Source organism: Acinetobacter sp. YWS30-1 (genome assembly GCF_033558715.1).
GTDB lineage: Bacteria > Pseudomonadota > Gammaproteobacteria > Pseudomonadales > Moraxellaceae > Acinetobacter.
Map to the genome: position 1 here is coordinate 2,815,862 of NZ_CP114606.1, position 13,010 is coordinate 2,828,871.

The window sequence follows — 13,010 nt, forward strand, 5'->3', positions numbered from 1 at the left end:
TTCCTTCACTCAACTAACAGAGGTAAGATTGATTTGCGTATTACCTCTAATATGCCTTACATTTAAACACAATGCCGAACATTTTTTGTTCTTGACACTATGTGATAAGTTTCAGATTTAATCTGCGAATAGGATTGCTAATTTTGTAGTTTCATTGCAAGCTTATTTTGCTTTATGTAACAAAAAAATGATTTTTTAATGAGGGAGAGTCTAGGTGATCACAGTTTTAGTTGTCGACGACCATGAATTAGTTCGTACTGGAATTTGCAGAATGCTGGAAGACCATGCGGATGTTCAGGTGATTGGACAGGCTGAATCTGGTGAAGAAGCAATTACCCTCGTCCGTCAGCATCATCCCAATGTGGTTCTGTTAGATGTCAACATGCCAGGTATCGGTGGTGTAGAAACCACACGCCGTTTGCTACAGACTGCTCCTGAAACCAAAGTTCTTGCGGTCAGTGGCCTGGCTGAAGAACCTTATCCTTCACTATTATTGAAAGCAGGTGCCAAAGGTTATATCACCAAAGGTGCACCTGTATCAGAGATGGTCCGTGCCATCAATAAAGTCATGCAGGGCGGTAAATATTTCAGTGCCGACATTGCTGAACAGCTGGCGAGTTCTTACCTGTCCGATACCCAGCAATCTCCTTTTGACGCACTGTCTGAACGTGAAATGCAGGTAGCCATGATGGTAGTGAACTGTATCAGCGCGCAGGAAATTGCCGACAAGCTGTTTGTAAGTGTTAAAACAGTTAATACTTACCGTTACCGGATCTTCGAAAAACTGAATATCGATAGTGATGTTAAACTAACCCATCTTGCAATGCGCTATGGCCTGATTAAACCTTAATTTAACCCTCTGCTTAATGCGGTTCCTATGGCGCAAACATCCAGTTATTCTGAACTGAATCAATATCATCTGGGCCTATGGTATAGCGCCTACCGCCTGATTATCAGCACGGGTCTGTTGCTGATTTTTCTGCTGACTTATCCTGATATGACTACAGATTATCAGTATCCTAAACTCTATCACTATGCCTTAATGATTAGCGTCGCCGTCAATACTGTGCAGCTGTTTACGCTGAGATGGGTAAAGCGCCTGATTCAGCCGCAGTTCATTCTGATTTTTGCCAGCGATGTCTTTTTTCTCAGTTTATTGACCTTGGCCAGTCAGGGTCCAAACGTGCATCTCGGACTGATTTTTGTTATTACCATTTTTTCAGCCTCATTATTGCTCGATGCCAAGAAGGCCCTGATCATCACCCTGATTGCGGTGATTAGTATCATCTACCAGCATTTTATCGGCAGTATTTTTGCCTTTTCCTCGCTTACCAATATCGGGAATAGTGCCCTGCTGGCCTTTTTGTTTTTTGTCGTCTATGGCTCAGGACAAATTGCGGTACGGCGCTTTCAGATTCTGGAAAACCTGAATTTTTCTCAATCGCTGGAACTATATCGCTTACAGAATATTAACCGCTATATTCTGGAACAGATTGAAACCGGCTATCTGGTTTTAGATGAGAATTACCATGTGGTGCTCAGTAATCCGGCTGCCTGTCATCTGCTCGGCATTGAGCCAATGTATGCCCATGAAAGATTTTCGTTATACCAATCTCAAAATGACCTGTTTGAACTGATCCGTTTTGAAAATCTGGAAAATGGCGAGCGGTTTCAATTTGAATCCCAGCAGAGTCGTTATAATATTCACGTGCAGGTACAAAAGCTGATTGTGCCGCACCAGACTCTGACGCTCCTCGTGCTGCAAGATGCCCGCAAACTTAATCAGCAGGTGCAACAGTTAAAGCTTGCTGCTCTAGGCCAGCTTTCCGCCAGTATTGCCCATGAAATTCGCAATCCTCTGGCTGCCATTGTACAGGCCAATGATCTTTATCTCGATTCTGAACCTGAACAGCAACAAGTTCTGCATCAGATGATTAGCCGACAGGCCACCCGGATTGACCGGATTATTCAGGACACCCTGAATATGGTGAAGAATAAAGAAACCCATCCAGTCGTAATTCAGCTGAATGAATTTATACCACTGTTTATTCAGGAAGATTTAGCAGATGTGGCGGACCAGATTCAATTTAATATTGATGTACCACTGGCAATTCAGTTTGATGAGGCCCAGTTACGTCAGATTCTAATTAACCTGATTCGTAATGCTATCCGTCATAATTCACCGGATTCACCCCATATTCAATTGAATATTCACCCATATGAACATAAGGTATGGATAGATGTCCGGGATTTTGGCTCTGGTGTTGCCACCCATGATCAGGAATTATTATTTAAACCTTTTTTCAGCACGTCTATCCATGGAACGGGACTCGGACTATATTTATCACATAGTTTTTGTGAAGCCAATCAGGCACAACTCAACTACATTTCACAAGAACAGGGCGCATGCTTTCGGATTAGCTGTCAACGTGTGACAGCATAAAAGGAATAAGGGGAAATATTGTGGAACAACAACCACTGGTTTTATTGGTGGATGATGAGGAAGATCTATGTACCCTCATGCAAATGTCATTGATGCGCATGGGAATCCGTACGCATATTGCCCATCGTCTGGAAGATGCAAAAAAATGTCTTAGGGATCATCAATATGATGCCTGTCTGACAGATCTAAATCTTCCTGATGGCAATGGTCTGCAATTACTGGACTGGATTAACCAGCATTCCCCTCACCTTCCGGTAGCTGTTCTAACGGCCTATGGTAATATGGAAATTGCCATTGCTGCACTCAAGGCAGGTGCATTTGACTTTGTCAGCAAACCGATTAATCAAAAGCATCTGGAACAACTGCTGCAAAAAGCGCTAAATAAACCAGTAGACTATTATCAGAATAATTCCAATGACTCATTAGAGCATAAGCTGCTAATTGGACAATCCCTGCCTATTCAGCAATTACGTGTCACCTTGAAAAAAATTGCCCGCTCTCAGGCACCCGTATTTATTACTGGCGAATCAGGTACCGGGAAGGAAGTGGTGGCCAATCTGGTTCATCGTCTCAGCAATCGCAATGAAGGGCCTTTTATCGCAATTAACTGCGGTGCAATTCCGACTGAACTGATGGAAAGTGAACTGTTTGGCCATAAGAAAGGCAGCTTTACGGGTGCGACTCAGGACAAGCAGGGACTGATTCAGTCTGCCCATGGAGGCAGTTTGTTCTTAGATGAGATTGCTGAATTACCGCTATCTATGCAGGTCAAACTGTTACGTGCCGTCCAGGAAAAACGCATTCGTCCAGTCGGTTCTGACACTGAAATTGATGTCGATTTCCGTGTCATCAGTGCCAGCCATCAGGATCTCGATGCATTGGTACAACAAGGCAAATTCCGTCAGGACTTGTTCTTTCGTATTCATGTGATGGATCTGGTCTTACCACCCCTGCGTGAGCGCGGCCAGGATATTCTGCTCCTCGCTGAGCATTTTATTCAAAAGATCTGCCAGGAATGGGAGATTCCTGCGAAAAAACTGACGGAACGGAGCAAGGAATTTTTACTGGAGCAATACTATCCGGGCAATGTACGCGAACTGCGTAATATTATTGAACGCGCAATTACTTTGAGTGATGAAGACAAGATTGATCTTCAGCATCTGCAAACTGCTCCACTGCGTCATCTGGCACCTGTCTTATCAGAAACGGCAAATCTGGCAGAGCCGACCTCATCTACGGATCAGATCATTATTCCCAAGAAACTCCCCGAGGAAGGTCTGGAACTGTATTTAGAAAAGATTGAAAAAGAAATTCTGCTGAATGCTTTGAATCTGACGCATTGGAATCGTACATTGGCCGCCAAAAAACTCGGTATGTCGTTTCGCTCTTTACGTTATCGTCTGAAAAAATTCGGACTGGATACCGAAGAAGAGGAATAATTATTTCTGCAGGAGCAGCAAGTCTGTGACGTGATCCAGATAGCTCTCCTCACGCGCATCCTGACCGAGAGGATAGGTGAAATGTGGCTGAATCCCCTGTCCTTCAATCATATTGCCGCTCGGGCTAAAGTATTGCGATACAGTCATCTGCAAAGCAGAGCCATTGCTCAAAGGAAACAGTTTCTGCACTACCCCTTTGCCATAGCTCTTTTCCCCTACCACCCAGGCACGATTATGTTCTTTCAGAGCAGCAGTAAATACTTCTGCAGCGGAAGCCGAACGGTTATTGATTAGAATCCCGACTTTCAGATTTTGAAATTCAATTCCTGGAAGTGCCTGAAATTGCTGATTACCTTCAGAACGGCTCTTGGTCGAGACAATAATGCCCTGATTCAGGAACAAATCTGCTGATTCAACAGCCGCAGACAATAAACCACCCGGATTATTACGTAAGTCAAACAGCACTGCTTTCAGGCGATTGGTTGAATAACTTTCAATAATTCGCTTGATTTCATTAGCAGTATCTTGCTGGAAAACTTTGACCTGCAGCACCAGAACCTGATTACTGTGTAAAGTCGATTTAATCTCGGTATCCACTTTGGTATTGCGGACCAGTGTAATCGGTACACTTTGCGCAGAAAGCTGAAGCGTTAAAGTAGAGCCAATGGCACCAGTCAATAAATCTCGCACCTGCTCACGTTTCAGCGCACTCAAGACCTGATCATCAATCTTATAAACTGTGACACCATTGCGAAGGCCTTGTTTGGCAGAGTCAGCATCCGGACTTAGGCCTTGTACCATCCATTGTTTTAGCTGTGGATTAAAATGCAGATCAAAATCAATACTGGCCAGATCACCTTCAGTATATTCACGCAGCTGTTTATAGTCTTCAGGAGATAAATAGCGGGAATAGCGGTCCAGGCCGCTCACCAAACCTTGAATGGCTTGCTGGAAAAGCACATCGTCATTTTTGTCTTGAATATAATTATCTTTGACGATGCCATAAATCTGAACAAATTCCTGGATGGATGTAACAGGAATTTCATTATAGACCTGTTCATCCATTTCCAGTTCATCGAGTGCCATCTCGGTCGAAACAGCACTCCAGGCGGAATGACTCAAACACATCAGTAAGCAGGATAAGACTACAGACTTGCCATGTGTTTTTATCATTCTTATACCTGTTTTATAAAAGATTAAGCGTGCAGCTCAATAAGATTGCGACCCTGCATTTCAGCTGGTACCGGAATTTGCATCAAGTTCAGCAGGGTTGGTGCGACATCAGCCAATACGCCACCTTCTGCGATTGTTGCAGAGCTTGGACCCACATAGATAAATGGAACCAGTTCAGTGGTATGCTGGGTATGCACTTGACCGCTCTGATAATCCTGCATCTGCTCCACATTACCATGGTCTGCAGTAATAATCATATGACCTTTTTTCGCCATCACAGCTTCATAAACACGGCCCAGGCAAGTATCCACAGCTTCAACGGCTTTCACTGCTGCATCAAATACACCTGTATGACCGACCATATCACCATTGGCATAGTTCACAACCAGTAGGTCAAACTCGCCTGAATTGATCGCTGCCACCAGTTCATCAGTGACTTCATAGGCACTCATTTCCGGTTTCAGGTCATAAGTCGTAACATTTGGAGATGGGATCAGGATACGTTTTTCACCTGGATACTCATCTTCACGGCCACCGCTAAAGAAGAACGTTACATGCGCATATTTCTCAGTTTCTGCAATACGTAGCTGAGTTTTACCTAGGTTCGACAGATACTCACCTAAAGAATTTACCAGCGCTTCTGGCATATATGCCACAGGTGCATCAATGGTCGCCTGATAACGGGTCAACATCACGAATTTCGCCAGATTCGGTACAACCTTACGTTCAAAACCGGCAAAATCTTTTTCAACAAAGGCACGAGTCAATTCACGGGCACGGTCAGCACGGAAGTTCATGAATACGACGCTGTCGCCATCCTGAATCTTCACAGTGTCGCCAATGCGAGTCGCTTTTACGAATTCGTCTGATTCCTCTGCAGCATAAGCCTGTTCCAGACCTTCAACTGCACTAGCTGCAGTACGCACTGCTTCACCTTCAGTCAGCAGACGATACGCTTGCTCTACACGATCCCAACGGTTGTCACGATCCATGGCAAAATAACGACCGATCATGCTGACAATACGACCCTGGCCCGGATATTGAGCAAATAATGCATCCAGTTTTTCTAAAGAGGGTTGCGCACTTTTTGGTGGTGTATCACGGCCATCGAGGAACGCATGCAGATAAACCTGAGCACCGCGTTTTAGAGCCAATTCAGCCATCGCCACGATATGATCTTCGTGTGAGTGCACACCGCCTTCAGACAACAGACCCATAATGTGGACTGCGCCATTTGCTGCTTTGGCTTTCTCAACCGCATCTACCAGCACTTCATGTTCGAAGAAAGCCCCAGTACGGATATCTTTGGTAATACGGGTAAAGTCCTGATACAGCACACGGCCAGCACCAAGATTCATATGACCGACTTCAGAGTTCCCCATCTGACCATCAGGCAGGCCGACATCTTCACCTGAACCTGAGATCAAACCATGCGGATGCTTTTCCTGCATAGCAGTTAAATTTGGTCGTTTAGCCGCTAAAAACGCATTGTCTTCGACCGCTTCGCGATGACCCACACCATCCATAATCACCAAAACGTGAGGGATTTTGCCAGCAGTTGCATCCGTCATAATGAAATACTCTTTTCGTCTACGAATTAATCGCTCTAGTTTACCGAATTTTGCAAAAAGAGGCCATGACCAGACGATGGTTTAAGCCTCTTGTTGCGATTGATTTCTTCTATTTTCCTGTAGTTTAGCGGGCCCGATGGAGCAAGTAGCCGCCAATAGCAAACATCAGCAAAATAGGAATAAATACAAACCATGCCGGTGACGGCGCATAGACCAGACTGGCATAACCGAGAAAATCCTGCAGATAGAAGAAGCCTAACCCTGCGAATAACGCAATCACCAAACGGAAGCCCATCGATTGCTGACGCAATGGCCCAAAGATAAATGAACAGGCAATCACTACCAGCGCAATCAGGGCAAATGGCGAACCGACTTTCTGCCAGAAAGCCAGCTGATAGGTTTTAGGTACCTGACTATATTCATGCATATAGCTCATAAAGCTCACCAGCTGGCTTGGCGATAAATCTTCCGGATCAATCGTCACCATATGCACATATTTCGGCTGCAAGGCCAAAGCCAGTGGTTGCTCATCATGCTGTACCAGTGTCGCATTGCCGTTTTGTAAAATATCAAACTGTTCTGTGCTATCTAGTTTCCAAGCCCCATCTTTGACGAATTCACCCTGCTTGGCATCCAGAGTACCCCGCAGTCGGTAATTGTCATCAAAGTCCAGCATCTGTACATTTTTCAGCTGGCCCTTGGCGTTGGCATAATCAATATAGATAAAGTGATTACCCTCACGCGTCCAGTAACCTTTCACTTCACCAATTTTGACTGGCTTGTTATAGCTTTTGACTGCTTTGGCCTGTTCATTGGTATATGGAATCACCCACTCGCTCAGGGCAAACGATAATACGACCAATAGCAATGCTGAACGGATCACCCAGCCGACAATCCGCCACAGACTGACTCCGACTGAACGCATTATGATCAGTTCACTATTGGAAGCCAATGTACCTAAACCGAGTACCGCGCCAATCAGTGCCGAAATTGGCAGGATTTCATAAAGATAATTCGGTGCCCCCCAGAGTACATATTTCAAGGCATCCCAGGCACCATAGCCTTCTTTCAGGGAACCCAATTCACCTAAATACGTAAATAAGACCTGCAGACCTGAAAGAACAGCGGTTGCCCCAAGCATCGCCAGCGCGGTGGTTCCGGTCACATGTTTGGCAACTATACGACGTGCTAACATTGTTAAGACCTCACTCGCTGAATCCGTTTTTTAATTTTTGGCGCCAAATTCTGTTTACGTGAGAACAATGCACCGGCTATGGCATATATGATCAGGACCAATGGATAAGCCCAAATGCCCATTTCCGCCTTGCTGACCCGGGTTTTGATCGCCATCAGGGCGACGATCAGGCTGGCAAAGATCATCAGTGCCGGGAATAATTTGAGATAGCGACCTTGACGTGGGCTCACTTCAGACAGAGCTACAGACAAAATCAGGGCAATTACAATGGCAAATGGTACAAAGACACGCCAGCCAAGCTCACTGGCTACCACCGGATCCTGACGGTTTTTCCAAAGCTGTCCGGTCGGCAAGGCCTCGACTTCATCACTGGCCAGTTCTGCTTCTTTATCACTTTCGATCCGTAAACGATAGCTTTCAAATTCAGCCTGGGTATATTGCGGCGTGCCTGGATAAATTTCATAGCGGCGGCCATTGACGAGATCGACCACATTGGCCGCATCATTCGGCATTTCAATTCGGGTCGCTTCCTGCGCCAGAATCATCACATCTGGCTTGCCTTCTTTTTCCGCACGCTGATAGAAGAAGATATCTTTCAGGTTTTTGCGATCTTCGGATAGATCTCCGGCATAAATGGTATAAGGTCCGGAAGAGATAAATTCTTTGGGCCGAACCAGATCAAAGCCGGTTCGTACTGCCTGCTCACTGGTCAAGGCTTCGAACTGTCGAATCCCCCACGGTGAAGCCCACAACATGAGAAAGCCTTGTGCAAGGAGATAGACCAAAGTCATCGGAATCAAAAGACGTGCCAGCTGATGCCGGCTAATTCCGCTACTATTTAAGACCGCCATCTCATGATCAACATAGAGACGACCAAAGACCAGCATTAAGCCAATAAAGAACCCAAGTGGAAGAATCAAGGTCAGGAATTCAGGCAAACGATAACCAATGATGCTGAACAGGATTCCAGCATCCAGACGCCCCTGTGCGGCCACACCAAAATACTTGATCAAACGACCGCCCATCATGATAAGGGTCAGTAAGACAATCACCACCAAGGAGGTCGATACCACTTGCTTGACCAGATAACGCCGAATAATCAAATTAGTTCTTCCAAAATGAGCTCCATAAAACGAGTGCTAGTTTACCCGAATAGCAAAAATATAAAACCTAGGTGGCTCTGCCCATTGAAAATCTATTCGGATAAATGTTTCAATGCTTGAATGATTTGCAAATCTAAACAGGCGTGAAAACAAGATATGAACCTTACAATTAATACGTCATTCCCAGAGAATGGATCAAGTCAATCTTTGTTGATTTTAGTCGACTCAGAACAGATTCAGAGCGCTGCATCAACATACCAAATCAACAGCCTAGATACATTAATTGAAGCCTCCCAATTCAAGGCCGGTCTAGCAGAAAGTTTAAGCCTGATTGGACAGGTCAGCCAGTCTCAGCATGCCACCCTGATCGGCCTCGGCAAGACTGCCGAATTACAAGCGGGAAAACTGGCGAAAATTGCCCAGGCCATTATTAAAGCCTCTCAAAAAAAATTCAAACAGATTTCTGTTGATCTGACACAACTTCCACAAGAATTGCACTATCTGTTTGCATTGGCTTTAACTCAAGCCAGCTACGGCTATGACGAATACAAGTCAAAAAAGAACGAATTTATTCTGCAGCAGATTGATTTCATCGCTGCCGAAACTCCGCTAACAGCTGAACAGTTGCAATTGATTCAGGCCATTCAGACTGGTCAGAATCTGGCGCGTGATCTGGGTAATCGTCCTGGCAATATTTGTTTCCCAGAATATCTGGCAGAACAGGCGCAAGCGCTGGCGGCTCAATATCCGGACCTGCTTAAAGTAACTGTACTTAATGAACAGCAAATGGCTGACCTTGGTATGGGTGCCTTCCTTGCAGTTAGCAAAGGTTCAGACCGTCCAGGCCGTATTATTACAATTGAATATCTGGCTCATCGTGAAGAAGCACCAGTTGTATTACTGGGTAAAGGCATTACTTTTGATACCGGCGGTATTTCATTAAAACCAGGCGCTGGCATGGATGAAATGAAATACGATATGTGCGGTGCAGCTTCAGTTCTGGGCACGCTTCGTGCACTATGCGAATCTCGTTTACCAATTCATGTGGTAGGTGCGATTGCTGCAGCGGAAAATATGCCATCGGGCAAAGCCACCCGTCCAGGTGACATCGTAACCACCATGAGTGGTCAAACTGTTGAAATTTTAAATACTGATGCTGAAGGCCGTCTGGTACTCTGTGATGCGCTAACTTATGTGAAACGCTTCAACCCTGCCCTGGTGATTGATATTGCAACTCTAACCGGTGCTTGTGTAGTGGCCTTAGGTTCAGTCTTGACCGGTATGTTTACGCCAGACAATGAGCTGGCTGCAGAGCTTGAAACCGCCGGCCAAAATGCATTTGACCGTGTATGGCGCATGCCAGTACTGGACGACTATCAGGAACAACTGGATTCACCATTTGCTGATATTGCCAATATTGGTGGCCCTAAAGCTGGTTCTGTAACAGCCGCATGCTTCCTGCAACGTTTTACACGTGACTATCGCTGGGCTCACTTGGATATTGCAGGTACTGCATGGAATTCAGGTCCAAATAAAGGCGCAACTGGCCGTCCAGTACCTCTATTAATGCAATTCCTGGCTAATCGCGTCCAAAAGCATGGCTAAGGTCAGCTTTTATTTATTTAAAAAAAGCCCTGAACGACAAGTGGACAGCACTTGTCGTTTATGCCGTAAAATTTTGCGTCAGCCAGAGCGTATCTGGCTGCTGTGTGCCGATCCTGCCTTACAGCAGGAACTGGATGAAAAGCTATGGAACTTTGATCCTGCCAGCTTTATTCCGCATGGAATCGATCAGCCAGATGCGACCGTTTGTATATCGGCTCAATTACCAGAGCAGCCTGGCTGGATTATTTTTAATTTTAATCCGGAAGCACTTGAACCTGATGCGAAATTTAGTCACATTATTGAGATTATTGAAAACAATGAACCGGCTAAACAGCTGGGACGTGAGAAATATAAACAATATCGTCGCTTTGGCATTCAGCCAAATACCTTTAAGCTCTAAGTAATCACGTGAACAAGGAGATGCAAGTGGCATTAAATGTAGGTCCAGATTTTAAACAGCGCTGGTTAAACACGCCTGAGGCTGTACGTCAGACCTTTATCGATGACCTCTCGCGCATCTGTGAAGTACTTAAGCCTGAAACTGCTGTAGAAGAATGGCTCGTTCGCGACCAGCAGTTACAGAAAGAGTCTGAGCGTAAAATTGAAGCAGCGTATGCACAGCGCAAGGCCGAACTGATTGAAGAAGCACGTATTCGCAGACAACGGGCACTCGAAAAAGCCTTAGCCGAAAAACGTGCTGAAGAGCAAGCCTATGCCGAACAGCTACGCCGTGATGAAGAGCGAAAATTTGCCGAGCAGACCCGGAAGCTGGCTGAAATGCGTCATATGCTAGATACTGAGGTTCAGGATTATGCCGCACGTTATCAGAAAAATCCGGATCAGGTGCTCGACTTTGCCAAAGGTCGCCTAAATATCGACGATACCCAGATTTTATCTGAGCTGGAAAGCTTACGGTTACGTCTGGAACTCGAAGCAGAAACTGTGATTGAACAAACCGTCAATGCACTGCGTGAGAAATTACGCGCTGCAGCCAAAGAAGAAATTGACTATATTCTGAAAAATTCTGATCTGGCTGAGTAAAGTTGATCGTCAGTTGGCTGAAAAGATTCTTTTTATTTTTCAGCCTAATCCATCCCCTGTCTTGGTTAGTTTATTCCATCAAACTATAAAATCTGCTTTAAAATTAAAACAAGTCAGCCAGTAAAAATGCGGTATTGCCAAGCAGATAGCCAGCCCCTAGCAGAGTGCTAATCCAGAGAATTCCCCCAGTCACATTATAAAAACTGAAAGTTGCAAAGCTCATATGGCCAGAACCTGCCGCAAAAGGACCGAAGGAACGTACAAAGGGAATAAAACGCGCAATTAAGATCGTCTTGCCGCCATGTTTCATAAAATAATGATTGGTTTTGACCATATATTCGGGTTTGAAAAACCGTGAATGCTCATTGAAATATTTTAATCCGAGCACCCTGCCTGAATAATAATTCACGGTATAACCCAGAATCGAAGCAATCAGCAGCAATAAACCCATGGAGTGTAAGGTAATCAGATCGGAGCTGGAACACAGCGCACCGACGGCAATCAACAGACTGTCACCGGGCAAAAAGAAAAAAAATGGCGAACCTGTTTCCGCAAAAATCACCAGGAACAAAATTGCATAGATCCACACCCCATACTGCTCCAGCAATAGAGGTAAAGACTGTTCAAGATGAAGTAAAAAATCGAGCATTCGACCTGTCCACTGGGGCTAAAATCGCGAGTTGAGCTACGTATTATCCCGAAAAATAAAAAAACAGTCTAATTTTTCAATTAGACTGTCTGGTAATTGCTCAGCGGATTTATTTCAAAAAGCCATTTTCGGCTAAGAATTCCATGCTGATTTTAGACTGTTCTGTAGTTTCTGCGGCCTTGTCACCAAGCAATAAACGCTCGATATAACGCGCCAGTACATCCACTTCCAGATTGACTTTAGTGCCTAACTTCCAGGTACTAATATTGGTACGTTCGGCTGTATGTGGAATCAGATTCAGACTAAGGATGTTACCACGCAAGTGGTTAATGGTCAGGCTGATACCATCTACTGTTATAGAGCCCTTCTCTGCCAAATATTTGGCAATTTCTTTTGGTGCAGTCACTTCAAAATAAATGGAACGGGCATCGGAACGTACTACTGTAATTTCACCAACCGCATCGACATGACCAGAGACAATATGTCCGCCAAAGCGTGTAGTTGGCAGCATTGCCTTTTCGACATTTACAGGTTGGCCGACTTTCCAGTTAGCCAGTGTAGTCCGGTCCAGGCTTTCACGTGATACGTCTGCAGCATACCAGTTCTCACCCCAGTCAATTACGGTCAGACAGATGCCATTGGTGGCAATCGAGTCACCCAGATGTACATCGGACATATCCAGATCCGTCTGGATGCGTAAGCGTACATCACCGCCAACGCTTTGCAAGCTCTCGACCTTGCCCAGACTTTCAATAATACCTGTAAACATCTTTATTTCCTTTTTCTCTGCG

12 protein-coding genes are annotated in these 13,010 nt (G+C 45.1%); 6 read left to right on the top strand and 6 right to left on the bottom strand.

Features of this window, described 5'->3' with window-relative positions:
- Window positions 1–214: 214 nt before the first annotated feature.
- From O4M77_RS13400 to O4M77_RS13410, 3 genes are read left to right on the top strand one after another with little or no spacing between them, the layout of a single operon-like run.
- The gene (locus tag O4M77_RS13400) at window positions 215–850 is read left to right on the top strand and encodes a response regulator (protein WP_005233474.1); all 636 of its coding nucleotides are present in this window, start codon (window positions 215–217) and stop codon (window positions 848–850) included.
- A gap of 27 nt (window positions 851–877) precedes the next feature.
- A complete protein-coding gene (locus O4M77_RS13405; RefSeq protein ID WP_180016630.1) occupies window positions 878–2,443 on the top strand; it encodes a sensor histidine kinase in 1,566 nt (521 codons plus the stop codon).
- Window positions 2,444–2,460: 17 nt separating this feature from the next.
- Window positions 2,461–3,882, top strand: a complete 1,422-nt coding sequence (locus O4M77_RS13410) for a sigma-54-dependent transcriptional regulator (RefSeq protein ID WP_373684718.1) — start codon at window positions 2,461–2,463, stop codon at window positions 3,880–3,882.
- On the opposite strand, the gene O4M77_RS13415 is transcribed toward O4M77_RS13410, so the two are convergent.
- The 4 genes from O4M77_RS13415 to lptF all read right to left on the bottom strand — a co-directional run bounded on the left by O4M77_RS13415 (window position 3,883) and on the right by lptF (window position 8,924).
- Window positions 3,883–5,055, bottom strand: coding sequence for a S41 family peptidase (locus O4M77_RS13415; RefSeq protein WP_034703419.1), 1,173 nt, complete (start codon window positions 5,053–5,055; stop codon window positions 3,883–3,885).
- A 23-nt stretch (window positions 5,056–5,078) separates the two neighbouring features.
- A complete protein-coding gene (gene gpmI / locus O4M77_RS13420; RefSeq protein WP_323713570.1) occupies window positions 5,079–6,626 on the bottom strand; it encodes a 2,3-bisphosphoglycerate-independent phosphoglycerate mutase in 1,548 nt (515 codons plus the stop codon).
- Between the two features lie 124 nt (window positions 6,627–6,750).
- A complete protein-coding gene (gene lptG, locus O4M77_RS13425; RefSeq protein WP_323713571.1) occupies window positions 6,751–7,821 on the bottom strand; it encodes an LPS export ABC transporter permease LptG in 1,071 nt (356 codons plus the stop codon).
- Window positions 7,822–7,823: 2 nt separating this feature from the next.
- Window positions 7,824–8,924: an LPS export ABC transporter permease LptF gene (lptF, locus tag O4M77_RS13430; protein WP_323713572.1), complete on the bottom strand. Its 1,101-nt coding sequence runs from the start codon at window positions 8,922–8,924 to the stop codon at window positions 7,824–7,826.
- Between the two features lie 156 nt (window positions 8,925–9,080).
- On the opposite strand from lptF, the gene O4M77_RS13435 reads away from it, so the two are divergent.
- Genes O4M77_RS13435 through O4M77_RS13445 form a run of 3 tightly spaced genes read left to right on the top strand, consistent with a single transcriptional unit; the run spans window position 9,081 to window position 11,570 of the window.
- Window positions 9,081–10,529 carry a leucyl aminopeptidase gene (locus O4M77_RS13435; RefSeq protein WP_323713573.1) on the top strand — a complete coding sequence of 483 codons (1,449 nt, stop codon included), beginning with the start codon at window positions 9,081–9,083 and terminating at the stop codon, window positions 10,527–10,529.
- A complete protein-coding gene (locus tag O4M77_RS13440) occupies window positions 10,522–10,929 on the top strand; it encodes a DNA polymerase III subunit chi (RefSeq protein ID WP_323713574.1) in 408 nt (135 codons plus the stop codon). The genes O4M77_RS13435 and O4M77_RS13440 overlap by 8 nt, the downstream gene beginning before the upstream one ends.
- Before the next feature lie 26 nt (window positions 10,930–10,955).
- Window positions 10,956–11,570 (top strand): hypothetical protein, encoded by a 615-nt coding sequence (locus O4M77_RS13445; RefSeq protein WP_159123955.1) that lies wholly within the window; start codon window positions 10,956–10,958, stop codon window positions 11,568–11,570.
- Between the two features lie 103 nt (window positions 11,571–11,673).
- Here the strand turns inward: O4M77_RS13445 and O4M77_RS13450 are convergent, their stop codons facing one another.
- Complete coding sequence (locus O4M77_RS13450; protein WP_004787301.1) at window positions 11,674–12,219, bottom strand: VTT domain-containing protein; 546 nt, start codon at window positions 12,217–12,219, stop codon at window positions 11,674–11,676.
- A gap of 109 nt (window positions 12,220–12,328) precedes the next feature.
- The gene (locus tag O4M77_RS13455) at window positions 12,329–12,988 is read right to left on the bottom strand and encodes a riboflavin synthase (RefSeq protein WP_166136489.1); all 660 of its coding nucleotides are present in this window, start codon (window positions 12,986–12,988) and stop codon (window positions 12,329–12,331) included.
- Window positions 12,989–13,010 lie beyond the last annotated feature (22 nt).